Here is a 26,196-nt window from a genome sequence, read left to right on the forward strand (position 1 = left end):
TTCGGAAAGGCCGTCTCCGGCCCATCAACGGATCGGCAGCACATGGCAGACGACTTCACCTTCAGCATCACCACGACCCCCTTCGACGAGGACTACTCCCCGTCGGAAGGCTCGCGGATCACGACGAATTTCGCCAACCTGGCACGCGGCGAGCACCGCCAGGAGAACCTCCGCAACGCCTTGACCATGATCCGACGCCGCTTCAACGATCTCGCCAGCTGGGACAACCCGGACCGGGACCGTTACACGCTCGAGCTTGAGATCGTTTCCGTGCAGATTGAGTTCACTGCGGAAGGTACGGATCAGAAGTTCCCCCTGTTCGAGGTTCTCGACATCCAGATCGTCGACCAACTGAACGGGGTCCGCCACCAAGGGATCGTGGGGAACAACTTCTCCTCCTACGTCCGTGACTTCGACTTCAGCGTCGTACTGCCAGCGGCAGCAGCGGAGGCAGGCAAGCCCACCGTTCCCGAGGACTTCGGCGACCTGCACGGCAAACTGTTCCAGCAATTCCTCGACTCCCCGGCATGCCAGGAACGCTTCCCGCAGCCGCCCGTGGTGTGCATCAGCGTCTCCACGACCAAGACGTACCGGCGAACGGAGAACCATCACCCCGTCCTGGGCGTCGAGTACCAGCAGGACGAGTTCTCACTGACGGACGCGTACTTCGCAAAGATGGGGCTGCAGGTCCGCTACTTCATGCCACGCGGCAGCGTAGCGCCGCTGGCCTTCTATTTCCGCGGCGATCTGCTCAACGACTACTCCAACCTGCAGCTCATCGGCACCATCAGCACCATGGAGACGTTCCAGAAGATCTACCGCCCGGAAGTTTACAACGCGAACTCCGCCGCCGCCGTCGTCTACCAACCGAGTCTGGGAGAGCAGGATTACTCGCGGACTCAGATCGATTACGACCGCGTTGAGCGTAGTCAGCTCGCGATCACTCAGGCGAAGTACACGGAGGAACACTTCATCACGCCCCACAAGGATCTATTGGACCAGTGGACCGCCAAATACCCCGCTCTCGTCAACTGACCCACGGAGAATCGTCAATCATGAACACACTTTTGCCCACCACCGTTGTTGGAAGCCTGCCGAAACCATCGTGGCTCGCCCAGCCGGAGACTCTGTGGTCCCCGTGGAAGCTGGACGAAGATACGCTGATCGAGGGCAAGCAGGATGCGCTGCGTATTGCCATCCACGAGCAGAGCCGACGCGGTATCGACATCGTCAGCGACGGCGAACAAACCCGCCAGCACTTCGTCACCACCTTCATCGAGCATCTCAGCGGGGTCGACTTTGAACAGCGCAAAACCGTGCGCATCCGCGACCGCTACGACGCGAGCGTGCCGACCGTCGTCGGACCGGTGCGCCGCGAGCGGCCGGTATTCGTCGACGACGCGAAATTCCTCCGCGCAACCACCGACCGGCCGATCAAATGGACTCTGCCCGGTCCCATGACCATGGTGGACACTCTTTTCGATGACCACTACAAGAGCCGCGAGAAGCTGGCCTGGGAGTTCGCTGCGATCCTCAACCAGGAAGCGAAAGAGCTGGAGGCGGCCGGCGTGGACATCATCCAGTTCGACGAACCCGCGTTCAACGTCTTCCTCGACGAAGTCAAAGACTGGGGCGTGGCTGCACTGGAGCGAGCGGCAGAAGGGCTGCGCGCGGAGACCGCCGTGCATATCTGCTACGGCTACGGGATCAAGGCGAATAATGACTGGAAAGCGACACTCGGCTCACAGTGGCGGCAGTACGAGGAAACGTTCCCGCTGCTTCAGAGCTCCAGCATCGACATCATCTCGCTGGAATCCCAGAACTCCCACGTGCCCATGGACCTCATCGAGCTCCTCCGCGGCAAGAAAGTCATGCTCGGGGCTATCGACGTCGCAAGCGAGACCATCGAGACCCCGGAGGAAGTCGCGGACACCCTCCGCAAGGCCCTGCAGTTCGTCGATGCGGACAAGCTCATCCCCAGCTCCAACTGCGGCATGGCACCGTTCCCCCGCGACATCGCACTGGCAAAACTGAGTGCCCTCAGCGCAGGGACGAGAATCGTTCGCGAGGAACTCGAGCGCTCCGCACCCAAGGTGCCATAACGATGTTTCACGCCTACCCCCCAGACACTTGGCTCGGGGCTCCGAAGAAAACCTTCCCGTCCTCCCTCTCGGCCGACGAATTCAAGGCACTGTTCCGTGGCCACCCGGGAGGTGTCGCCGTCATCACGGCAGATGCCGGCGAAGGACCGGTGGCACTGACAGTATCGTCCGTGGTGTCAGTGAGTGCGGAACCTCCGTTGCTGATTTTCTCGGTATCGGCACTGTCCTCAGCGTCCGAGGTGCTTTCGCGCGCCGAAACCGTCGTGGTGCACCTGCTGGACGCGCACGACGTCCACTTGGCGAAGTTCGGTGCCACCCCCGGCGCCGACCGCTTTGACCAGACGCACCGCTGGTCCGCCCTTGCAAGCGGCGAAGCGGTGTATGACGATGTCCGCGCCTGGGTGCGCTGCGCCGTCATCAATCGCATGGAGGTGGGAACCTCCACCATCATGGCCGTTCACGCCCTGGAGTCGCGGGTGATGCGTGACATCGAAACGGGAGAACCCGGCGACGCTCTGGTCTACCACAACCGTTCATGGCACCGCCTGGGCGAGCACTCCAAGCTTGAGGGCTGAGCGCCGCGCCAACAATGCGAGGCGGCCAGCCGAACGGCTCACGACGGCGGGAGGATAACTCCCGCCGTCGTCCTCGTTAACATCGGAGCGTCCAGCAGCCCGAGTGCACGGATTGGGAGCCTGCCTTAGCCAAGGATCTGGAATGGTGCATGCTCGAGGCGATGCACCGGATCGGCCTCCCCGGAGGACGCTCTGCCTCCTTCCGGCTCACCACCCGTCCACTGGATCAAGGCCTGGCCTCAATGCCGACGGACGAGATGCTGGTGGAGCGACGCCGCTGGCACGCGGGAACCGAGCCGCTCTCCCGCGCCTGCAACCTCCTGACGTTTGTGCTGGCTCCCCTCCCTTGACTTTGTTACTGACCACAGCCACAGTTGTCGACAACAGGAGGGGGCGTCCGTCCATTCCTGGTCCAGTGAAGGATACTCATGGACCGTGCCAGGTCGCTGATGCGCTCCGCGACCTCCGGAGACCGGGTTACCCGCGTGGAACTGTTCTTCGACCTGGTCTTCGTCTTCGCGCTGTCACAGCTGTCCCATCATTTACTGGAACATCTGTCCTGGCTGGGTGCCGGGGAGACATTCGTGCTGCTTCTGGCGGTCTACAAGGTATGGGTGTACACCACTTGGTCGGCAACATTGCTAGACACTTCGCTGCGGGAAGTGCAGTGGATGCTGCTGATCGTCATGCTGGTCACGCTGTTCATGAACGCCTCCATCGACTCGTCATTTGGCGCTTTCGGCTGGCTGTTCGTTGCCTGCTATCTGGCGGTCCAGTTGGGCCGCGGTGCGTGGATACTTACGGCGGGACTGGATAAGACAACGCACAACCATTTCGTGCGCACGCTGACCTGGGGGTGTATGAGCGCGCCCTTTTGGATTGCCGGGGTCTTCTTTGATGCGGTGCCACGGCTAATGATCTGGGGTGTTGCTGCCGCGATTGACCTTCTTGGCCATATGCTGGCTCACCGATTGCCGGGCCGCAAAACCGAAGGAAGCCGGGTTCCGCTCCCGGGAGAGAGGATGTTTGAGCGGTTTGGTTTGTTCTACCTGATCGCGCTCGGCGAGACAATCCTCTCGACCGGCCTGGCAATAGCGGGGAATCTGGAGGACCCTCTGATCTTTGTCACGGGGACTGTAGGTTTGGCTGGCAGCATCGCCATCTGGTGGTGTTACTTCCATAGCCTCGAACGGGACATCCTGGACAAGCTCGCCACGGTCGATGATCATTTTCGGCCGGGCATATTGGCGGGTAACACCTTGTTGATGCTCCTGGCTGGCCTGATCCTTGTGGCTGCGGGCGATCAGCTTGTGATCAGCGATCCGTCCGCCCGTCCGGAACTGTCCACCGTGCTGCTCCTCTTTGGCGGCCCCGCCCTCTTCCTTGCCGGCCGAGGCATTTTTATCCGCCAGGTGTTGGGCCTGCGCCATCCAACTGATCTCATCGGCATCGGCACCTTGGCGGTGCTGGCAGGTTTGAGCCTTCTCCTGCCTGCCTTCGTTGCCGCTATAGGCGCATTGCTTCCCCTCATTGGCGTAGCAGTTGCCGACACCGTCATCCGTCGCCACCGAATACAAGCAGCAAATCAACTGACGACCCATCCGATGCCAGGCGATAAGTCCTGAATCCAACCTGGCAGGCTAGGGCATCTTCGGCCAGTCCCCCTGCCTCTCATACCCGAGCGCATAACTTGCCTCCTGCCCCGCTCGGGCTACCACCGACGCCAACCGAGCAACGTCGCCAGGGCCAATCCACTGGGTGGGGAACCCCAAGTCCACGGCACATGCGAGCCGTCCGGTGTGGTCGAAGACGGGGGCACTGATGGACCCGACATCCTGGTTGCGTTCACCGAAAGCGGCATAAAACCCCTGTTCCCGCGCTACAGCCGCCTGCATCCTGACTGTCACCACGGAGTGTCCGGCCTAAAGCCCTCAAGAGCGTGCTCGTCCAAAGCGTCCCGGACATACAGGCAGGCGGTCTCTCCCGTTTCGTCGCGCAGTTGCTGCAGAACCGGCTTCACCAGCCAGACCACATCCAGCCCGAACGTCTCCGGGGGTAGCCCAGCGGACCAAATCGATGCCTATCCGGTACCGGTCGCCGTCGCGGTCCCGGAACCCTCAAGGAACATGTTCTGGACCAGCCGCTGGCAGGTGCTGGACGGCAGCCCGGCTTTCCGGATGATCTGCTGCAGTGTTGGGTCCGGCTCGTCCACGGAGAAGCAGTCCAGAGTCTCCGTTACCTTATGCACGGACCAACAAGGGCGAAGCCCCGAAGCCCACGAGGGCTCCGAAAAAGTCATCGCAGACGCAGCCGACGGCAACGGACAACCCGCGCCGGGCACCAGCAGCGCAGGCGCTTTGGTCCGCACCCCTCCCTCCTAGCCACGAAGAGGTGTAGGCCAACCACGAACTACCGGACGAACCAAGAGAGAAACACATAGCCCCAGTACAGAGCCAGCGGAGGGCCCACCCAACCAGCACCCTGAACCCGCTCCCCTACAACCAAACAGGCGACCCGCGGCGCCAGGCATAGCCCGCCGCCAGTATCAGAGGACCTGACCCGCCAGAATGTACACACGTTAAAGCAAAAACCCCCTGTGACGAGGGGGTATGCCGTGCCCGAGGTGGGACTCGAACGTGATTCCAAGCCTTGAAAACACTGGGAAGTGCCGGAAACATGCGGAATCCGGGCCAATCCGGCGACTGTACGAGGCAGTCCGCGGCGGAAAGTGTGGACATTGTCCACACTTCCTTTTTGCTCGATTGAGCACCGAAAAGGTCCACTTGACGCGTCCTACGCACTCAAGGCCTGGGCCGGGAAGTCGGCCCTGCCGCCTCTGCAGATTGCCTGCTGGAAGGTACCTCTTTGGCCGCGCGCAACCTCCGGTCAGGATGAGGCCCCGACCCCCAAGGCATGGCTCCCGCCGGTCGGTAGATCAACTCAAAACGCAACGGCACTCAACCCGCCCGAACGATGAATAGCTCGACATAAATCTGCACCTCCTACACCTATTACATGGCGGAGACGACACCGAGCATCATGACAAGACCCCCCGGCCGGGCCGACGCCAGAACGTCCATTATCGGCGTTCGGTGAGGGACGTCAGTAGACGAGAAAATAGCGTATTCAACGGTGCTATTTGGTCCGATGAACGACCTGCATCTGGTTGGTCACGCCGCTGGTGCCCACTGACTGCAGATTTCCGGGTCGTTGGCGCCTGACTGGACGGGCCGGCTGCCTGCTGGCTGCTGCGCCAGGAGTCGATCCAGCTTTCCGGGACCGCGCTGGTCCGGGGCTTGCGTGAACTACTTCGCCGTCGGACCTACTGTTTCGTCGCTGCTCCCGCCCAACATGGATACTTAGACAATGCTGGTTATCATTCCGGACACGAACATTCTCGCTGCTTCCCCTTCGCTTGCGTCGCCTGCATGGCAGTCGCTGATTCAGCACCGAGAAGAATGGCAGCTTCAAATCGTTGTCCCCGATGTCGTATTGATGGAGACCGTGAACGTAGTGCGGAGGTCCTGGACAGCCGAACAAGAGAAGCTGAAAGGGCTAAAAGTAGGGGAATTTGGTCTCGGAGACGCTGCAGAGGCTCTACACGACGGTATTCAACAACACATTGATGCCTACGAAGGTGAACTACAGCGCAAGCTCGCCGATATCGGTACCCGAGTTTTTCCAATGCCGCCAGTCGATCATTTGGAGGTTGCCCGCCGTGCCTCCAATCGAACTCCGCCGTATCAAGGGGAGTCCAAAGACGGCTATAGGGATACTCTAATCTGGCTCACCGTAATGGCGGTGGCAGACGAATACTCATCTGAGCATATTTGGTTCGTCAGTGACAATACGAAGGACTTCGGACCAAAAGGTAACGACTGGACAGGACCGAACATAGGTGCCCGGACCGACTGCCCCATTCTGTTCCACCCCGGCTTGAACCAAGAACTTGCTTCACGGGGTGTAGCAAAGCGAGTAAATTTCGTGACCAACCTTCAACTCCTCGAGCAGCACATCGCTGCACTCCATGGTCCAATTTCCCCCGAGGAACTGGCTCGTCTGACCTCCGAGCTCGATTTCGCTTCCTTGAACGGCATACTCGAGATGATGCCAAAAGGTTCAAAGGTCGTCCCCTCTGAGGCGGCCCTCAACCCTAGCATCACCCAGGCTTTCCTACACCACCTCACAGTCAATGAGGCCCCTTGGAATTTCACCGATGCTGCGAGGCGAGGAGAAGGCAGGTGGACAGCCAGCTACACCGCCGACGCAAAAGTGGAGTTGACCACCTTCACAGGTGAAGGGACACCGGGCGTCGTCACCAAAGACCTACGCCTTTCAGGTTTTGTAAATATCAAACAACCTAATGAAGTGGAAAAGCTCGAAATCACTACAATGGGCTCCTTGCCCGATGATCCTGACAGGGTTTTGTGGGAGATGGATCATGATTCATTGAGGGGTGTGGCAGGGTTCTCTGGCACCTTCAACCTGCCGCCCGGCTTCCTAGACAATGTGCACTTTCAGCCTCCTTCTGGGTTCATGGAGGGGCTGAAGTTTGAGCCGCCCGCGGGGTTCATGGAAGGGCTGAAGTTTGAGCCGCCTGCGGGGTTCATGGAAGGGCTGAAGTTTGAGCCGCCCGCGGGGTTCATGGAAGGGCTGAAGTTTGAGCCGCCCGCAGGGTTCATGGAAGGGCTGAAGTTTGAGCCGCCCGCAGGGTTCATGGAAGGACTGAAGTTCCGGCTGCCACCAGGCTTCAAAACTGGGAATAGTCCTCGGAAACCTAGCTCTGATCATGGGAAGGTGGCTCAACCTGATGGAATGGAGGAAGCCGCAAACGACAAGGACGAAACTGGTGGCCCGGCGGGGCCGACTGCAGGGGAAGAGAATCCAGAATCCTGAGTGAACCGAACTGTGTCAGGCACGATTGAACCCATGACGGAAGCTACGGGACATCCTGGATTTGAGTATGGCCGCGTACTTCGGCCCGATCAGGGAATGATCGAGGAGCAGGAAAAATGCCTGCCCGACCTCCACGATGCGGCACGTTGCGGGCCGTCCGAGCATTCAGGTTGACGAAAGGCTGGTTTGCGGCGAATCCCGCGGCCAAAGGGCCCGTGCGATCGGAACGCCATTCATTGGTCGACATGAAGGAAATACCAGCCGCAGCATTTGTCCTGAGCCGCGCCATTGCACGGACCCAGAGCAGCCCTCCTGTCTTCGCGTGGTTCAGCCTAGTCGGCAAGAATTCTGTACCTGCTGCCAAATAGTTGGTAGGTTAGTACGCCCTCGACGGCGCCCCGTCTTGCCTCCCGACTCTCTGCCAATACTGGCAGATTCATTTGGAAGTCAAGAACCGCCAATGCGGAGCACAGAGATGTACCTGTCGCGTACGCGGACGGGCTACAAGGGCAGCCCCGGTTCAGTACATAGGCTGATGCGGCTGAGTAGTCGTTATCGCTTCAATGTTTGGACGACCAGGAGAGGCGGCCCCGGAACTGTTTGGTCGTTTGCCAGACGTCGCAGATTCAACCAAGGGAACGCACATTGGTCTAGCGGAGGCCTCGCCTAGACCGTCGATGATCTTCCGTCGATCCTGCAGCAGCAGGGGCAAACCGATGGGGATTAGACATAGTCCAACGCGACAGGTCTGGACATTGCTACACGTGTTGTTTCCTTCCAAAACACAGCGCTTGTCAGTTGCTCAACCTAGTCAACCCTCCGGAATCAGGGATCTTCCCCAGGCGCTGGGCAGTCTTAGCAGCAACCGTGGTACGTCTGACTGGAATGCGAAGGCAACACTGGTTGTTTCCGCTTGGCACCCCTCCGATATGCTGAAGGCGTGGTCCGGGCAGCTTCACTGAGAAGCATCTCATTGGCTGCCTATCGCATTCTCGCTCCGCCGTCTCGTTAGGGATACATTGCCTTTACTTTTCCTAGTAGATCCCTCACACGAACTTGTTGACTTCCCAGAACTGACGACCATCGTGCTGAGAACTGATTCCTGGGATGATTATGGGTTTGGCACGTCCTTTTCCATGCATGTACTTAAGGGTTCAGAAACGAAGCTCCTAGGTATAACAAAAATTGCCCGTCGAGGCATGATATCGGAAGGAACATGGGCACCGACTAGGTACACCGATGTCCCTCCAGTTTTTGAAGATCTTGGCCCTGAATATTTCTCGCTTGGCACGGATGCTGATTTCTATCGCGTGATTGTCGATGAATTTGGTTCGGCAAGAGCAACGACCATACTGCAATCTTTACGTGATCTAGCAAGCCTTCCGAATTTATTGGATGACGCACTGAAGGAAATGGCTGTGCAAAAGTCATTATTTCGCTACATTACAGTTCCTACAGTGCAAGATCAATTCGCAACAATCCTAAGTGGCGAGCTTGGTAAGTCGCGGTTTTCTATTTCATACATACTTCGGCCTGAGGATGAATCCTCTCCGCGAATGACCTTCACTGTTGACCCCGACAAAAAATTGCCAAGTAATGTGCATGCGGTAATTGGTGCGAACGGTACAGGGAAGACAACTGCACTGCGCAACATCCGATGGGCGCTCGATGACAGTGACGACAAATTGCACAAGAGTGAGCACGTTGTTCTTTCAGATCGCGACCGCATTGCCGGATTAGTTTCTGTTAGTTTCAGCCCGTTTGAAGTATTTCCGGTCAAGAATCGAAATGATCTCGATCAAGCCCGGTTTCGTGTAACAAACGTTGGCCTTTCAGCCATAACGGCACGGCCCACTACCGACACCGAAGAGGAATGGCGCGCGCAGTCCTACGCTCAGAACAAGGAATATCGGGCTCTCATAAAAGGTTGTGCCACCGACAGAGCCTCTCGGCTAGTCGAGGCAATGCGATATCTCGCCCAGGCGGATGCGGTTCTCGAGCAACACGGGATTGAAGATCTCGACGCCCTCCATGATCTGGATTTTTCGGCGCTTAGCTCTGGTCACAAGATAGTTATGCTCACTCTCGCAAGCCTCGTTTGCTACTGTGAGGAGAAGACCTTAGTTCTTATCGATGAACCTGAGTCTTTCCTGCACCCTCCGCTACTGGGTGCCTTCACGCGGGCACTCTCTTGGTTAATGACCGAGACAAATGGCTTGGCCATAATTGCGACTCACTCACCAGTCGTGCTACAAGAAGTGCCGAAGAGATGCGCGTGGAAAGTTTGGAGTGTGGGCGCCCTGAGCGAAGTTTCGGCTGTTGAAATCGAAACATTCGGCGAGAACCTTGGGTTATTAACCCGCGAGATATTCGGACTGGAACTTGATAAATCCGGCTATCACGCTCTGCTCAGAGACACCGCAAAGAAGAGCCGTAGCTATGAAGATGCTTTGGATACGCTTGGAGGGGAGCTTGGTGAAGAGGCAAAGCTACTACTTCGTTCCTTGGTGCGCCGCAATGGCCGGATGAGCCTATGATGTCTCTCGACCCTGTCCCAATGTCAGGAGCCGAAGTGCGGGCAGAGTTCGTAGCCGGGATTAGAGACAACGCACGCCGTGACCGGATCATCGCTGATGAAGACAACATCGTCGTCGAAGAGGCGGCCTTCCGGTCTCATGCTCTCTGGGGCACTGCAGGATCGCTGACTCCTAAATCATTTTCGAAGACGATTCATGAAGATATGGAATGGCTCTATAATCAGCGCCTTGTCAAGAGTGTCAAAGGTCGTTCCATATGGGAACGCATTCTTAAACTGGGGGGAGAAAAATGCCCACTGTGCCATATTGCTAAATCACGGACGCTGGATCATTCGATTCCCAAAGCGGTACATCCCCGCTTATCGGTAGAGCCAATGAATTTAGTTCCGGCGTGTCGCGACTGTAATCTCGAGAGAAACGTTGGCCGTGGAAACATGTCCTTGAGTCCGTACTTCGATAGATGGGCAGCGGACCTCCGCTGGCTCGTCGCCACCGTTCCGAACCCCCAACATCCCGAGGACCTCATCTTTGCCCCAGAGCGACACGGAGATCTCTCGGATCAACGCTGGGAGAGTCTCACCGCGTTCTTCGAAGATACCGACCTGGGAAGTCGGTACACTAACTTAGCGGTAGACGAGTTCTTTCCGCTGCGTGCTGCCCTTCGCAGCAGCTTTGGAGGACCTCCCCCCATCGACGACGTGGAAGCTGTCCTGTCGGAACGACATATAGCTTGGCGGGACCAGCTCGGCCATAATAGGTGGCAAACTGCGGCTTACGAGGCTTGGTTTCAAACGGCCCGGGTAATTCCGTGGTGAGGGACGAATGGTCGAAACCGTGCCGCGGCGCGGCGCCTATTCTGTTCAGTCCGCCGTCGCCATAGTTCGTCCGCGAGTGCAACGCGGATGCGGGACCTATAATTGCCTTCGGCCCCAGCGTGCTGGGGCGGCAACGTTCGCAGTTTGCCGCGCGCGCCCCTCGTCGAGCAGGTAGTCCCCCACCTCGTCTTACTCGAAGGACATAGCTACTCCATGTCGTACTCCGCGCCTCGTCAGGAGCACCCGAGGATCCGAGTGCAACGAGTCTAGTCGAGGAAGAAGGCGATGATCTTCTCGTCGGTGACCAGAATGGTCTCTGGAGCCACGCCAAATCCTCCTGCGAGCTCGACCGATCCTGAAAGGGCGGTCTCCACGTCCGGCGAGAAGGTCCGTTCGATTAGTCCGAGATAGGCGGCCATGCCTTGCTCTAATGTCACCATGAGTTCCTGGTACTCGATGGCAAGCTGCTCGTGGAGCACACGCTGCTCGAGGAAGTATCGTTCGATCAGGTCGGCCTCCCGCCTCGATAGTGACGATGGGAAAAGAGTATCGACTACGAGTGACAAATTTGGGCGTGCCGCCTCCCCACCCGCTCACTTTCTAAAGCGCTGCCGTCTACCTTGATCGGCGGGCAGCGCATTTTTGCAACGGAATCAGGCAGGTCTAACAGACACTTTGTCCTCACGCCCCCGGGGCTATGGCAAGTCAGCGGGTGTGACCTCCGGTTCCCCCAAGATGGAGAAAGCAAACTGTTTCAGGCCGAACGCAGGGACGTCCGTCGCAGTTTGATCACGGAGAGGCATCATGTCGCAGGTTCCATGGCAGTCCTAGTGCGGACTGTCATATTGGCACGGCAGTGCTTCACGTGGGCGAAAGACTGTATCTAAGCGCCATTCACGTGGCACATGGCGACTCTGAGGACACAGGCAGTATTGAGAAAGCCCTTAGAGCGCGACTTTCAGATGCTTGGCTCTGAGCTTGTTTCGGTTCCTATGAACGTAGACTCCGCCTGAAGACGGAACGTTGGAAGTGGAGACGTTGTTGACTTGCGAAATTGCGGCCGAGCTGCATGACGCGCCAGCGACACGTTCGTGTTCTGTTGAAGGATCAACCCGCGCTACTGCAACAATGTCATTCATTGATTCGATTGACTGCCGGCTGATTGCCGGGGGTGGGGGTAATGGTGGGGTTTTACGTTCGGAAGAGCCTGAAGGCAGGTCCATTCAGGTTTAACCTGAGCAAGTCCGGGCTTGGCGTCAGCGCCGGTGTTCCAGGTTTTCGAGTTGGTTCCGGTCCTCGTGGCAACTATGTACGTATGGGTGCCGGCGGTGTCTACTATCAGGCTTCGGTCGGTGGAACGAAGCAGCCCGGGCAGCCTTCCGGTCCCTCCATCCTTCCCGATTCAGCATCCTCAGAGGTGGTCTTTGAGGACCAACGCGGAACCAGCGTCCAGGCGCTTGCTCCTACATCCTCAGGTGACCTTGTACAGCAGCTAAACGAGGCCGGAAAACGTAAACCACTGACTCGCTGGGTCGTCATCGCAGTCGTGTTCCTGGGCCTGATCACGATGCCTTTTGGTTTCCTTGTGTGGCTGCTCGGTATTCCTGCCATCTGGTGGGTTGTTCAGCGGGACCGTGCCAAACGGTCCGTCGTGATCTTCTATGACGTCAATGACGGGCACGCCCGCCAATTTCAGGCGCTCCTTGACGCTGGAAGTATCTTGGGGCAATCCCAGAAGATCTGGCGCATTAACGAGGCCGGGGCGTTGCAGTCCGGGCACCAACAAAAGGTCAACGCAGGCGCTTCATCCTTGGTTGGACGGTCCATCGCTGGCTTCAGCCTCAACGGCCCACGGGAGCTGGTGACGAACATTGCCGTACCCGGCGTAACTGCCGATAAGACGTCAATGTATTTCCTGCCGGACCGGATCCTCCTCTCGCATAACGGCACATTTGCGGACGTCACTTATGACTCGCTGCGTATTCGTCAGCGCTCGACAAACTTCATCGAATCCCCTGGCGCGACACCTTCGGACGCGGTCCAGGTTGGATCTACGTGGCAGTACGTCAACAAAAAGGGCGGTCCGGACCGTCGGTTTAAGAGCAATCCCGTGTTGCCCATCATGAAGTACACGGAGCTGGAGCTCGACAACGCATCCGGCTTCCGGTGGGCCCTCCAAGTATCCAGCGCAGAGGCAGCATCTCGATTCGCCAGCGAACTGGAATCAGCTGCGGGCAACGAAGTCTCTATCCCCAGGCACGCCCTCGCCGCTCCAGCGGCACCTCAGCCTAATACGACGCCTTCACCGGCGGCGCACTCGCTCACCCCAGCACCTCAGGTTCAACCCGAGCCAGCTAACCACCCAGCACCGGCCGTGTCGGTTCAGCGCAAGGCACGGTGGTATGGGCCGGAAGAGTCACTGGATCTCGGCAATGGCGTCCGCATTCCTGGCATGGTCTACGCCGGTCAGGAACTCACATCCCCGCGAGGGGGCACGGAGCCGTCCTTGATCAACCCCGCGCTTCGGGTCGACTCCCGCAACCCGGACTGGGCGGGCCAATGCTTGAATTACTGGCCCTCCTATGCCGACATCACGCCGGCCGGACGAGCCGCTTACCTTTCTTGGTTGGCCCAAGGCCGCCGACTTCCGGATACACCGATCGGTTACGTTTTTCTCTTCATGTATGGGCTTGAGCGCCGGGTCCTCGTGGACATCGCCAAGCAACCAGAGTTGGCTTCCGAGCTGAGCGGTATCAAGGCTGAGATGTCGGCCCTGCTTGAAGTGTATGGGGACTCAAGTGGTTCCTTCCGATCGTACGCATCCCGCTTTATCGACGTCATCAACTTTATAATGCTGCAGGCTCAGGACGACTCGCCCAAGGTCCCGGCCTTGACCGAATCACGGTGGGACGTGCCCTTAGCTCTCCGAGCACACCTTGGCTCCTTAGCCGCCGACGGCAAGGCCATCCCCGCCGACTGGGCGATGGCCTGGGGATGGTTCCACCCTGAAGTCGCCGTTCGCACGTCGGCGACCCGCTGTACCGAAGAATTCACACAGCTTTTCCGCCTCCGTTACCAACAGCGATTCGGCGAAGGATTCACCGTCCGGGCCGGAGCATCGAAGATGCAGCTCAGTTACACCACGGCCAATTCCCAAATTGGCGGCGCCACCATGACGATGGGCGAAATCGCCGACGTCTTCAGCCAGCGTGCACCACAAAAGAAGCTCTCAGCCTTATTCGATGACGTCACCTCAGAACTGGACCCCTACAGTCGCTGGCTCGGCCGCAACACCGAGAAAGCAGGAACGCTTGCGGCAGCAGCACTCCTACCGAGGGACCTACTCGTCGAAGCGGAAGGTCCGGTAGGTGACTTCCGTACCTGGGTGACGCAAAAATTCGCAGAACACCGAAGTGTGGAACTGACCGGTCAGGATCTCTTCGAACACTGGTCCCCCAACAACGGCCAGAAACTGTCCAAGCCGGAAGCCGTCAATCTGGCGACACTTCTCGACGGCCTCGGCATAGGTCTCGAACCCGACGTACGTTTCGGCGGCACTGCCATCACTCCAGAACTCCCCGTGGTCCTCTTTCACACGGAGCCAGGGAGCCCTCATTCTCCAACACCGTCGTACAGCACTGCCCTGACCATGACGCACCTCGCCGCCGCGGTAATTGCGGCCGACGGCGACATCTCCCCAGCCGAGCTGGACCATCTGACTGCCCACATCGAATCTTCCCTGCAACTGACCTCGGCCGAACGCACTCGGCTCCACGCACATCTCCAGTGGCTCGGGGCATCAGAGGTGAAGCTCACCGGACTGACAAAACGGCTCAGCACACTCACCACAACGCAGAAAGCAGCCTTGGGAGACATGCTGGTGACCGTCGCAGCCGCTGACGGACAGATCGCGCCGAGTGAAGTGAGTACCCTCCAGAAGATCTACAAACTTCTAGACTTGGACACCGCCGTCGTCACCAGCCGCCTCCACGCAGCTATTTCCGCACCGAACCCAGCCGCAGCGGGACCGGTTACCGTGCGTCAGGCAGGAAGACCTGATCCGGGAGTTCCCACCCCCGCGCCCCTACCGCTGACTCAGGATGCGCCGCCGGCCAGCACGTACCTCCTCGACTCATCGACGATCCAAGCAAAGATGGCCGAAACCGCGGAAGTCTCTGCACTTCTTGGTGACATCTTCAGTGAGGACGATCCGGCCTCTGCCGAACAACAGGCACAACCATCCCCCGCACCAAGTCCATCCGTCTCGGCGCCAAGCAACCAGCCCAGCTCAACCATCGGGGACCTGGATGCATCTCACTCCGACCTCGTCCGCGCACTTGCCGGGGTAACGCAACCCCCCTGGGCCGACTTCGAAGACCTCTCCGCACAGCACGGTTTGCTGCCGCAAGGTGCCATGGACGCCGTTAACGAAGCAGCATTGGACGCCGCCGACGAGCCGCTCCTTGAAGGCGACGAAACCCTCACCATTAACCCGACCGCACTGCAGGAGCTCCTGGCATGACCGTCTCGCCTCAAACCACCATCCGACCACGCGAACGTGACGCGCTCCTGCAATCCCTGCGCGCCGGCGTCGTTCCCAGAATGGGACAACAACACGTACAGGTAGGACGGGTCAAGGAAGTCAAAGCACTCCTGTCCGATATCAACAGGATCAACGACGGCGGCTCGGGCAGCCGTTTCATCATCGGAGACTACGGCTCAGGTAAGACCTTCTTCCTACACGTCGTGCGATCCATCGCACTTCAGCAAAAACTAGTCACCGTCCATGCCGACCTCTCCCCCGACAGGCGCCTTCACGCAACCGGCGGCCAAGCCCGCAGTCTCTACGCCGAACTCATGCGCAACATGGCCACACGAGCCAAACCCGACGGCGGCGCCATGTCCAGCGTCGTGGAGCGATTCGTTTCGCAGGCCCTGACGGAATCCCGGGACACCGGCGTACCTGTCGAGAGCATCATCCGCAGAAGCCTGTCTGAACTCTCCGAGCTCACCGGCGGCTACGACTTCGCCGAAGTCATCGCCAAATACTGGCAAGGACACGACACCGGCAACGAACAGCTCAAGTCCGATGCTGTTCGGTGGCTGCGAGGAGAATTCGCCACCCGTACCGACGCTCGAGCAGCCCTTGGCGTCCGAACAATCATTGATGACTCCAACTTCTACGACCAACTCAAGCTTCTCGCACGCTTTGTCCGCCTGGCTGGCTTCGGGGGGATCCTCGTCTGCCTCGACGAGATGGTCAACCTTTACAAGCTGGCCAACACACAAGCTCGAAACTCCAACTACGAACAAATCCTCCGGATACTCAACGACTCCACCCAAGGCAGCGCAGCAAGCCTTGGTTTCATCTTCGGGGGAACACCCGACTTCCTGCTCGATCCCCGCCGCGGCCTCTACTCTTACTCCGCGTTGCAATCTCGCCTGGAAGAAAACAGCTACGCCATCGACGGACTCGTGGACTACTCCGGACCCGTCCTGCGCCTGGCCAGCCTGACGCCGGAAGACTTCTACGTCCTGCTGACCAAACTCCGGCATGTCCAGGCCGCCGGAGACGAATCAGCCTACCTGATCAGCGACGAAGGCATCACCCAGTACATGAACCACTGCGCTCAGCGTATCGGAGACGCGTACTTCCGAACCCCCCGGAACACGATCAAAGGCTTCCTCGACCTGCTGGCGGTGCTAGAACAAAACCCAGACCGCGCCTGGGAGGACCTCGTGACGGGCATCAACATCCAACGGGAGTCCAACCCGGACCTAGCTCCGTTGACTCCCACCACTGACCCTTCTTCCGTACCCACCCGAACCCGCGATATTCTCTCTGACCAGAACCCAGCCGACGACCGCCACACAACGAACGACACCGATGACGAGCTTTCAGTCTTCAAGCTCTAGGGCCTCAGAAGCCCACACAGCGTTTAATCGGCTCCATCGAAGTGTTCAGTCGTGGATTTGGGAACAGAAATGGGAGCATCTGCGCCCTGCCCAGGCCGAAGCGATCGACCCCATCCTCCGCGGCGATACCGACGTCATCATCAGTGCAGCTACCGCCTCAGGCAAAACAGAAGCGGCCTGGCTACCAATCTTGTCGTCCTTAGCCGCGGCTCGGGACAGCGAAACGCTGCTCAATGGGGTGAAGGCACTTTACATCTCCCCCTTAAAGGCCCTGATCAACGATCAATACGGCAGGCTCGAATCCTTGGCCGAAAAAGTGGATATGCCGATTCATCGCCGCCACGGAGACGTAGGCGACAGCGCCCGCCGTGCCCTCAAGGAATCACCCGACGGGCTCCTGCTCATTACCCCGGAATCCTTGGAAGCGATGTTTGTTATCCAAGGGACTCGCCTCCCGGTCATGCTCAGCGGGCTGCAGTACATTGTGATCGACGAATTGCACTCCTTCATCGGCACTGAACGCGGAGCGCAGCTGCAATCGCTGCTGCACCGGGTCGAGCTGGCCATCCGCAGACGGATCCCCCGCATCGGGCTCTCCGCCACACTCTCCGACGCCTCCATCGCCGCGCGCATCCTCAGACCAGGTAACGAACAAGCCGTCCACGTGATCGGAGGCCACGACGATGACGCCGCTGAGCTCCGCATGCAGCTGCGCGGGTACATCACCAGCGGCGGCGGTGTGTCCGACGGCGAAGATCCCACGGAGGTCGAACCCGACAAGCTGGCAATCGCTGACCACCTATTCCGGAACCTGCGCGGACAGGACAACCTGGTTTTCGCCAATTCTCGTGCCAATGTCGAAACCTACGCCGACCTCCTCAAAAGCATCAGCAACCGAGCACGGGTCGTGAACGAGTTCTTCCCCCACCACGGCAACCTGTCCAAGGACTTCCGCGAAAACGTTGAGTCCCGGCTACGGTCTGCCGGGACACCAACAACGGCCGTCTGTACCTCCACACTCGAGATGGGCATCGATATAGGTTCCGCCGACGCCGTAGCCCAAGTCGGCGCACCGGGTAGTGTCTCCGCGCTGCGCCAACGTCTGGGAAGGTCAGGCCGACGTGGCAAACCGGCCACCCTACGCATCTACGTATCGGAACGGCCAGTCGATCAACGGACCCCTCCCGTCGACCAACTCCGTGCCGAGTTGTTCGAAACAGTCGCCACCATCGAACTGCTGCTTGAGAAGTGGTACGAACCACCCAATACCGACGGCCTTCACCTCTCGACGCTGATTCAACAGACTCTCTCCGTGATCGCCCAACACGGCGGCGCGACGGCGGCCGACCTCTACAGCGCCCTCTGTAAGGAGGGCCCCTTCAGCCATATTGATCAACCCATGTTCATCCAGTTGCTCCGCAGCTTGGGAAACAAAGACATCATCGTGCAGTCATCCGATGGCACCCTGTTGGCCGGAACCAAGGGGGAACGGCTCATCAACCACTACAGCTTCTACAGTGCCTTCCACACAGCCGAGGAGTATCGGCTCGTATCCTCGGGCCGCACGCTCGGATCGATCCCCATAGACCAGCCGCTTGTGGAAGGCGGCCTCCTGATCTTCGCCGGACGTCGGTGGCGCATCCTTGACGTCGACATCGCTGGCAAAGTCATCAACCTGACCAAGGCCGGAGGCGGCCGGCCCCCGTCCTTCTCAGGTAGTGGCATCCTAATTGCCGACGGCATACGTCACCGGATGAAGCAGCTCTACGAAACTCGGGATGTACCCGTTTACCTCGACGAAGCGGCACGAGCGCTCTTCCAGGAAGGCCGGGCCGCATACGACAGGCTTGGCCTCCGAGAGAGCCCTCTCATCACGTGGGGCGATGACACTATCCTGTTCCCTTGGGCCGGTGACCGGACCTTGAACACACTCCATGTCCTTTTCAGCAGCGAAAACTACGAGTCAACCCTCGACGGTGTGGGAATGACGCTCCGTAAGACATCGCGTGTGCAAGCAGCTACCGCTCTCAAGTATCTGGCTGCCCTCCCCTCACCCGATCCATCTGACCTAGCGAGCAACGTCATTGTCAAAGAGCGCGACAAGCATGATGTATACCTTGACGACCAATTACTCACGCATTCCTACGCGGCCGCAGCGCTCGACGTCGAGACAGCGTGGCCACTTGTCAAACATTTGGCCGAGGCAACCACCCAATTTGCGGAAGACCTGACAAACTACCGGCCAAAATCAGTCGTCACGACGAACACCGAGCCCATGCTTGAACTAGCTGACGGCGGACCATATGCCGTGATCGATGTCGAGACAACCGGATTCTCGCCGCAGCGTGACCGCATTGTCGAAATTGCCATCGTGCATGTTAACGAACAGGGCACCGTTCAGGGCACGTGGTCAACCCTCGTCGACCCTGAGCAAGCAACCGGCCCTAGCCACGTCCACGGGATCAGTGATCACGACGTCCGCAACGCCCCACGGTTCATCGACGTACTCCCTCACATTCAGCAAAAGCTAGCCGGACGAACTGTGGTGGCACACAACGCAGCATTCGACCTGGGATTTCTCAGGTCGGAGTTCCAGCGAGCGGGAAAAATGATCCCGCACTGGCCTCTTGTCTGCACGATGCAACTGACAAAGAGCTATCACCCCGGCGAGAGCGCCTCCCTGGCAGACACCTGCAAACGACTCAATGTCGAAACAGGAAAAGCGCACACGGCGGCCGCCGATGCCCTCGCCGCGGCTGGTGTACTTTCCTCATACATCGGAAGAGACCCTAAAGTCGCAGCTCGTCGCGCCTAGCCCATGCCGGCGACCGCTGACTAACCCGAGCATCACCGATAACGGCGCATATGTCGGGACTGGACGCAGCCTCCGGGCCGACCCGGCGCAGCGACCCGCCGAAGGGTGGCACACCCCAAAATAGGGGCCGCTCTCGTCATGACGCGCCGCTCCAGCCTGCCCATGAATAGCCAGAAGCAACAACGCTGTTTGTCATTCTGATATCCCGATCATTGCTGGACGAGGCGTCCGCGAAACCAGTGCCCTAACGCGCCAGGCACGATCCGGAAACTCCGCTCGGCACTCCTGCGCTGCTTACTCATCCCGAGCTTCCGCCCCCACCCTGTCACCCTAAGTTGCACTGCGGCCCTCGTCCGGCGCACAGGTCTCCCGATCAGAACGGCACGGACCAATACCCACAGGCACAAAACAATGGCAAAGGAACAGGACAATGAATGCGCTCACCATCAAAGACCCAGCGGACCTGCTCAGTTTCATCGGACACACGCTAGGGTTCTGGCCCCAAGAGAGTCTGGTCTGCATCACCCTGGACAAAGGCAAGGTCGGAGCCACCCTCCGCATCGACCTCCCCCGCCAACCAGGAACAGAACTCCCTTACGCCCGCACCGTCAGCAGCTACCTCACCAGCGACACCAACGCGACAAGTATCGTCTTCGCGCTCTACACCTCCAGCCACTGCGAACCAGGCCAACCCAAACCGCACACAGCCACCATCGCCGCGCTCACAGGAGTCCTCGCCGAAAACGGCATCACCATCCGCGACGGAATCTTCGTCTCCGATGACGCCTACTCTCCCTACGACAGCGAACCCGGCCAGGACATCAGCCTGCCTATCAGCACCACTGAATACAGCCGCGTCAACGCCGAATTCATCTACCGCGGAAGCACCATCGAACCCACCAACCGCATCATCCTCCCGACGCCAACACACGAAGCAGGCCACGCCGCCGCCGTGGAAAGCTGCATGAACTCCATCCGGTCACAGGCACTTCATCAAGCGACACTACAAGCGAGCCAACTCTGGACGAACATGCTCGACAGCACCGGCTTCCCCACAGACGAGGACTGCACCACCCTGATCGCGAACTTCCAATTCCCTCACATCCGCGACCGGCTCATGGCAGACATCCCCGGCATCGACGAACCACCGCAACACATCCTCTTCGCCCAAACCCAGTCCGCACCCAAATGGTCGAGGGTTGAGTGGGCACAACAGCTCCTCCTCCACGCCTACACCAGAACCAGCCCACAACACGCAGCACCCATCCTCACCACCATCGGCTACATCAACTGGTGGGAAGGCCGAGGATCCAAAGCACACCAATACATGCAACTCGCCCTCGACACAGACCCCGGCTACCGCTTCGCCAGACTCACCGACCAAATGCTCGGAGCCGGCATAATCGCCGGCTGGACCACCAACAAAGACACCGCCTACAAGAACCATCTCGATATGCTCTAGACGGAAACAACGTCACATAAGTCAGGGCACCTGTGCGGGATGCGAGGCAACATGTTGACCCACGGAATGTCCATTTGTCGGCGGTCCAACAACGGGAGCGCAAGTACCTGCGAGAACTCCGGCCCGATGTGGAACCAGAGCTTGCGAAATTCGGGGCCACTTTGCGCGGCGCTGACAGTCGGAGCTGTCGCCCATCAGCCTGCCCCTGCGATGTGGCGCAATAATAGGCATTCATTCGCCTGGCTGCATTCGACAGGTCGTTGTGTTCTCGGGTGAGTTCCTCAGCAAGGGTCGTTATGGTCCTTTGGCACGGAGTTGTCGCCGCTGATGTACACCGTCGGCATCCCCTCTGTTCCGAAGACAGAGTCGATAACAGCACAGAGCGCGGCTGGCCCATATGCGCAGGCACTGCCGTGACATTCGTCTTCCGGGCCATAAGGAGGGGCAAGACTTTGAACGGCGTGTCGCTGACATTCTTCACTCCCACGGACCTTCCCCACGTGGCCCTTGACGTGGACCGGAACACTCAGTTGCCTCGGTCACGACCGCGGGACGCCCCTCAGACCTGACCGTCTAGGACGAGGCATCCTCGGGTAACTAGAGCCCGTAGGCGCTTCCGTGATCGTGTTCGAAAACGAGGTTGGTCTGGGTACCGGCGACGGCAGGATTCGAAGACAAATGGTCCAGTACGAATTGACGGATGTGCTCGGTGTTCTTGGCCGTGATGTGGATAAAAAAATCGTCGGCACCGCCGAGCACGAAGAACTGCTTGATTTCGGGAAGATCCCGTAACTCGTTTCCGAAGGCGTTCATCAGGTGACGAGCGCCAGGTCTGAGCCGCACGCTTACCAGAGCTTGGAGAGACAGGCCCATCGCATCGGGTGCGACTTCGACGGTGAACCGCTTGATCACCCCCGACTCTCTGAGCCCGTTGAGGCGGGCAAGACAGGTTGACGGCGCAAGTCCCAAGGCCTCCGACAACGACTGATTGGTTCGCCTTGAATTCTGGGACAGCAAGCCCAGAAGCTTGTGGTCGATCTCGTCCAGAGTCACCTGTTGCAGTTTCTGCAGGCCGGGCACGGTGCAATGCACCTCCAATGCGAGAATAGACCAGTTTTTCCTATTCTACCGCAGATACTGCGTCCGATAGGCGTAAATAATGTGGATTCTGTCATTCTTTTGCCAATAGGCATAAGTCTCCACAGAAAGCATGAACATGATCATCTCCGTCCCCAAGGAAATCAAGAACAACGAGTTTCGCGTCGCCATCACTGCTGCCGGCGTGCACGAATTGAAAGCAAACGGCCACCACGTGCTTGTGGAAACCGGCGCCGGCGCTGGTTCGGGCATTACCGATGAGGAGTACGCACTGGCGGGCGCCGAGATCGTCGAGACAGCAGAGGAGATCTGGGCCCGAGCCAGCATGGTGATGAAAGTTAAGGAACCAGTGGCGTCGGAATACCGCCACTTCCGCGAGGGATTGCTTCTTTTCACCTACCTTCACCTTGCCGCGGAACCCGCCCTGACTCAGGCACTTGTCGATTCCGGCGTTACGGCGATCGCGTACGAAACGGTCCAGGAAGGCCGGACGCTGCCGCTGCTCGCACCCATGTCCGAGGTAGCCGGTCGGCTCTCTGTTCAGGTCGGCGCAAGCTCCCTCATGGCACCCGCTGGTGGCAAGGGCGTCCTGCTCGGCGGCGTTCCCGGTGTTCGCCCCGCCAAGGTTGTCGTCCTCGGCGCCGGCGTTGCCGGCACCAACGCGGCCACCATGGCCATGGGTCTAGGCGCCGACGTTACCATTTTGGACATCAACATCAACCGGCTGCGCGAACTCGACGCCGACTACCAGGGCCGCCTGAAGACCGTCGCCTCCAACGCCTACGAGATCGAGAAGTCAGTCATCGACGCAGATCTCGTGATCGGCTCCGTCCTGATCCCGGGCGCCAAGGCACCCAAGCTGGTCACCAACGAGCTCGTATCCCGCATGAAGCCGGGCTCGGTCCTGGTGGACATCGCAGTGGACCAGGGCGGCTGCTTCGAGGACACGCACCCCACCACCCACCAGGAACCGACGTACAAGGTCCACAACTCGATCTTCTACTGCGTTGCCAACATGCCCGGCGCTGTCCCGAACACCTCCACATACGCACTGACCAACGTCACTCTCCGCTACGCGGTTGCCTTGGCGAACTACGGCGTCAAAGGTGCTTTCGACAGGTTCCCCGCCCTGGCAGGCGGTCTGAATGTGACGGCGGGAGAGGTAACCCACAAGTCCGTCAGCGATGCACACGGACATGACCTCGCCGGCTGGCAGGACCTCGTGACGGTTTAGGACATGGCTGTGCCTGCTCGATGGACGGCAGGCACAGCCCGCTCCAAAGGAAGGGCATGGCATCAATGGCGTTTCACCTGCACCCCAAATGGAGCCCGCTGGTTGGCCAACTGGTGATAGTGAAACTTCTGGACATAGAGATTCGCCGCGGAGTTGTCGATGCAGTCACGGATGATGAGCAAATCCTATGGCTCGACAGCGATGGCGCTGAGCCCCGCCGTCTCTTTCACCGGGCAGACGGTTTCAAAGTGTGGGTCGACTATAGGTGGGAGACCGGCAGATCCAGCCTCTGCCCTGGCGTCCAGCACCCTGCTGCACCATGAGGTGCAAAAACTCAGCTTCGCCCGGGAGCGTCGAGCTTCTGGAAGATTTGCATCATGACATTGATTTAGCAAGTGCCATTGCTCGGCTGCACTCTGAATCAGGTGAGCATGAAGCTTCGGGCGTTCTTGTCACGTGGCACGGCCCTTGGTCCTACACCCTTGAACTCAGCCACGACATTCCTCCTGGACTCCTCTACGAGTGCGTTGCCCCTTAACAACTGAACTTCTCGCCACGGTTCAGGACCGGTCTCAAAGATCGGGCCCAACTTCCTCCCTCATTGGAACCGAAAGCCCGCCACTTGGCGGTTTCTTCCCGTCGCCCGACGGTCACCAACGGGAGATGTCGGGCGGCCTGCTGGTGTCACGGGCGCCGTCCGAGGGGCCGGAAAATGATCTAGGGACAATAGTGACAGTGACGTCGCCTGACCGTGCCCCAACGCGGAGGTCGGCCCACCTCTACCATTTGACCCGGAAGTGGCGGTTGCTCTGTCAGTTTCTTTATCTGCTTCTGCCTCCTGATGGCGTCCCCCGAATCCATCCATTCTCTGCGGTGGGGAATGGCCGGAATGGAACTGCCTTCCAACAAGGTCCTGGCCCGAGAAGGCGTCTTCGATGTGCACGAGCGGACGGTGCCCGGCCCGGTCGCGGACGCCCTCGGCGTGTGTACACGATCCACGGTGGGGGCATGGTCCTAGGCAACGCAAGAGCGAGCTTCCGTAGGTACTGGAATGGATGGAGAAAAACTGGAACACCCTCTAGATCGGGCGACCCTGCGGAAAAGCGGTTGAGATCCCGCCCTTGCTGCTATAGGCCTAGAGCGTAATCCTGTTCGGGATTACTCTAACTGGGGCAGAACTCGGGCCCGCCATGGCAGAGTACCAGGCGGAGGCGGGGCACCGGAACGTTGCGATAGGTGATGATCCGGGTGACCATCGGGTGCCCCACCGCCAGTTTAGGGGTTGAGTGGTGCCAATTCAGATGGAGCGCTGCTCTGCACCGTTGTAGGAGCTCAATGGTCGGATGAGGGAGTTGGATGCTAGCTGTTCCATGATGTGGGCGGTCCAGCCTGTGATTCGACTGGCGACGAAGATCGGGGTGAAGGTTGGGGTGTCGAAGCCCATGAGGTGGTACGTGGGTCCGGCAGGGTAGTCGAGGTTGGGCTTGATGGCCTTTGCCTCACCCATGGCCTGCTCCAAGCCGTTGTACAGCCCAAGGAGTTCTGGCCGTCCGTAGTGGGCGATCATCTTGTCCAGGGCGGCCTTCATGGTGGGTACCCGGGAGTCGCCGTGTTTGTAGACGCGGTGCCCGAAGCCCATGACCTTCTTCTTCTGCGCCAGGGCGTCTTCCATCCACGTCTTCGCCCGGGATGCAGCTTCCTCCAAGGATTCTTCGCTGCGGATGCCGATTTCGTCGAACGTGTGCATCACGGCCTCATTGGCGCCGCCGTGCAGCGGGCCCTTGAGGGCACCGATCGCTGCGGTGACAGCCGAGTGGAGGTCCGAGAGCGTGGACGTAACCACGCGAGCCGTAAACGTCGAAGCGTTGAAGGAATGCTCTGCGTAAAGGATCATCGAGACGTTGAAAGCCTCCACCACCTCGTCCACGGGGTCTTCCCCGAAGGTCATCCAGAGGAAGTTCGCCGAATAGTCCAGGTCTTCGCGAGGTTCGACGACGTCCAAGCCCCGGCGGCGGCGCTGGTCATAGGCCACGACGGCGGGCATGGCAGCCCACAGATCTACGGCCTTCTTCATGTTTGCTGCGGGTGAGGAATCTTCAGCCAGTTCATGCCGGGCGCCCAGCACTGAAACTGCAGTCCGGCACACGTCCATCGGATGAGCGGCGAGTGGCAGTGAATCTATGATGCTCTTGACCACCGGATCCAAGGCGCGACCAGAGCGCTCACGGACACTGAACTCGGCCAGCTGCCATTTGTCAGGCAGTTCGCCGTTCCACAGCAGATAGGCCACTTCCTCGAAGCTGCATTTGGCGGCGAGTTCCTGGACCGGGTACCCGCGGTAGAGCAGTGAGTTGGTGTCCGGGTTGACCTTCGAGACGGCGGTGTAGTCCACCACGACGCCGGCAAGGCCTTTTCGGATATCTGTTTCAGCCATATTGGAACTCCTTCGTTCTTATTCGTGATTCGGAGACTCAGACGTTTAGCGGACGCCAGGGACCTGGAAGTTGAAGACACTAGAATCGAACTGGTTGTAGGCCTCATAGTCGACTAGTTCGTAAAGGCGTGAACGCGTAAGCATCTGAGGAACCCGAACCTCCTGAGTGCCCAAGCTTTTCAATGTGTTCAAGACCTCTGCGGCGGCCCCCATAGCGCTACGCAAGAGGGTGACCGGGTAGATGACCATGTTCACGCCGACGGTTTGAAGCTGGTCCACGGTGAAGAGGTCGCTTTTGCCGAACTCGGTCAT

19 protein-coding genes and 1 pseudogene are annotated in these 26,196 nt (G+C 59.2%); 14 read left to right on the top strand and 6 right to left on the bottom strand.

Features of this window, described 5'->3' with window-relative positions:
* The first annotated feature begins 42 nt into the window (after positions 1-42).
* From CQ020_RS17180 to CQ020_RS17200, 5 genes are all read left to right on the top strand, one after another.
* A complete protein-coding gene (locus CQ020_RS17180; RefSeq protein WP_105692979.1) occupies positions 43-1,035 on the top strand; it encodes a DUF1852 domain-containing protein in 993 nt (330 codons plus the stop codon).
* 20 nt (positions 1,036-1,055) lie between these two features.
* Positions 1,056-2,102, top strand: coding sequence for a methionine synthase (locus CQ020_RS17185; protein WP_105692959.1), 1,047 nt, complete (start codon positions 1,056-1,058; stop codon positions 2,100-2,102).
* Positions 2,103-2,104: 2 nt separating this feature from the next.
* Positions 2,105-2,677, top strand: a complete 573-nt coding sequence (locus tag CQ020_RS17190) for a flavin reductase family protein (RefSeq protein WP_105692960.1) — start codon at positions 2,105-2,107, stop codon at positions 2,675-2,677.
* A 149-nt stretch (positions 2,678-2,826) separates the two neighbouring features.
* On the top strand, positions 2,827-3,027 hold the full coding sequence (locus CQ020_RS17195) for a hypothetical protein (RefSeq protein WP_181151927.1): 201 nt from the start codon (positions 2,827-2,829) through the stop codon (positions 3,025-3,027).
* Between the two features lie 78 nt (positions 3,028-3,105).
* Positions 3,106-4,302: a low temperature requirement protein A gene (locus tag CQ020_RS17200; RefSeq protein WP_105692961.1), complete on the top strand. Its 1,197-nt coding sequence runs from the start codon at positions 3,106-3,108 to the stop codon at positions 4,300-4,302.
* 15 nt (positions 4,303-4,317) lie between these two features.
* Here the strand turns inward: CQ020_RS17200 and CQ020_RS24795 are convergent, their stop codons facing one another.
* Together CQ020_RS24795 and CQ020_RS24800 are read right to left on the bottom strand one after the other, a co-directional pair.
* Complete coding sequence (locus CQ020_RS24795; RefSeq protein ID WP_374955181.1) at positions 4,318-4,572, bottom strand: IclR family transcriptional regulator C-terminal domain-containing protein; 255 nt, start codon at positions 4,570-4,572, stop codon at positions 4,318-4,320.
* A 185-nt stretch (positions 4,573-4,757) separates the two neighbouring features.
* Entirely contained in the window at positions 4,758-4,976 is a 219-nt protein-coding gene (locus CQ020_RS24800; protein WP_374955182.1) for a helix-turn-helix domain-containing protein, read from the bottom strand.
* 1,067 nt (positions 4,977-6,043) lie between these two features.
* Here CQ020_RS24800 and CQ020_RS17215 point away from each other — a divergent pair.
* The 3 genes from CQ020_RS17215 to CQ020_RS24050 all read left to right on the top strand — a co-directional run bounded on the left by CQ020_RS17215 (position 6,044) and on the right by CQ020_RS24050 (position 10,925).
* The gene (locus tag CQ020_RS17215) at positions 6,044-7,573 is read left to right on the top strand and encodes a PIN domain-containing protein (RefSeq protein ID WP_105692962.1); all 1,530 of its coding nucleotides are present in this window, start codon (positions 6,044-6,046) and stop codon (positions 7,571-7,573) included.
* Positions 7,574-8,592: 1,019 nt separating this feature from the next.
* Positions 8,593-10,110: an AAA family ATPase gene (locus CQ020_RS17220; RefSeq protein WP_146116622.1), complete on the top strand. Its 1,518-nt coding sequence runs from the start codon at positions 8,593-8,595 to the stop codon at positions 10,108-10,110.
* Positions 10,111-10,130: 20 nt separating this feature from the next.
* Positions 10,131-10,925, top strand: coding sequence for an HNH endonuclease (locus CQ020_RS24050; RefSeq protein WP_146116623.1), 795 nt, complete (start codon positions 10,131-10,133; stop codon positions 10,923-10,925).
* Positions 10,926-11,191: 266 nt separating this feature from the next.
* Here CQ020_RS24050 and CQ020_RS17230 read toward each other — a convergent pair whose 3' ends face one another.
* Positions 11,192-11,491, bottom strand: a complete 300-nt coding sequence (locus tag CQ020_RS17230; protein ID WP_105692965.1) for a hypothetical protein — start codon at positions 11,489-11,491, stop codon at positions 11,192-11,194.
* A gap of 614 nt (positions 11,492-12,105) precedes the next feature.
* Here CQ020_RS17230 and CQ020_RS17235 point away from each other — a divergent pair.
* From CQ020_RS17235 to CQ020_RS17250, 4 genes are all read left to right on the top strand, one after another.
* A complete protein-coding gene (locus CQ020_RS17235; protein WP_105692966.1) occupies positions 12,106-15,447 on the top strand; it encodes a TerB N-terminal domain-containing protein in 3,342 nt (1,113 codons plus the stop codon).
* On the top strand, positions 15,444-16,841 hold the full coding sequence (locus tag CQ020_RS17240) for an ATP-binding protein (RefSeq protein WP_105692967.1): 1,398 nt from the start codon (positions 15,444-15,446) through the stop codon (positions 16,839-16,841). The genes CQ020_RS17235 and CQ020_RS17240 overlap by 4 nt, the downstream gene beginning before the upstream one ends.
* Complete coding sequence (locus tag CQ020_RS17245) at positions 16,813-19,656, top strand: DEAD/DEAH box helicase (protein ID WP_105692968.1); 2,844 nt, start codon at positions 16,813-16,815, stop codon at positions 19,654-19,656. The genes CQ020_RS17240 and CQ020_RS17245 overlap by 29 nt, the downstream gene beginning before the upstream one ends.
* Positions 19,657-20,086: 430 nt before the next feature.
* Complete coding sequence (locus CQ020_RS17250; RefSeq protein ID WP_105692969.1) at positions 20,087-21,118, top strand: DUF4192 domain-containing protein; 1,032 nt, start codon at positions 20,087-20,089, stop codon at positions 21,116-21,118.
* A 597-nt stretch (positions 21,119-21,715) separates the two neighbouring features.
* Here the strand turns inward: CQ020_RS17250 and CQ020_RS17255 are convergent.
* On the bottom strand, positions 21,716-22,189 hold the full coding sequence (locus CQ020_RS17255; protein ID WP_374955183.1) for an Lrp/AsnC family transcriptional regulator: 474 nt from the start codon (positions 22,187-22,189) through the stop codon (positions 21,716-21,718).
* A 145-nt stretch (positions 22,190-22,334) separates the two neighbouring features.
* Here CQ020_RS17255 and ald point away from each other — a divergent pair, with 145 nt between their 5' ends.
* Both ald and CQ020_RS24555 read left to right on the top strand, forming a co-directional pair.
* Positions 22,335-23,450, top strand: a complete 1,116-nt coding sequence (ald, locus tag CQ020_RS17260) for an alanine dehydrogenase (RefSeq protein WP_105692971.1) — start codon at positions 22,335-22,337, stop codon at positions 23,448-23,450.
* Between the two features lie 889 nt (positions 23,451-24,339).
* Positions 24,340-24,468 carry a hypothetical protein gene (locus CQ020_RS24555; protein WP_258142015.1) on the top strand — a complete coding sequence of 43 codons (129 nt, stop codon included), beginning with the start codon at positions 24,340-24,342 and terminating at the stop codon, positions 24,466-24,468.
* A 279-nt stretch (positions 24,469-24,747) separates the two neighbouring features.
* Here the strand turns inward: CQ020_RS24555 and CQ020_RS17270 are convergent, their stop codons facing one another.
* Entirely contained in the window at positions 24,748-25,884 is a 1,137-nt protein-coding gene (locus CQ020_RS17270) for a bifunctional 2-methylcitrate synthase/citrate synthase (RefSeq protein ID WP_105692973.1), read from the bottom strand.
* 45 nt (positions 25,885-25,929) lie between these two features.
* Positions 25,930-26,196: pseudogene (locus CQ020_RS24345) on the bottom strand (methylisocitrate lyase); the annotation flags it as partial.

It is taken from the genome of Arthrobacter sp. MYb23, assembly GCF_002979775.1.
Lineage (GTDB): Bacteria > Actinomycetota > Actinomycetes > Actinomycetales > Micrococcaceae > Arthrobacter.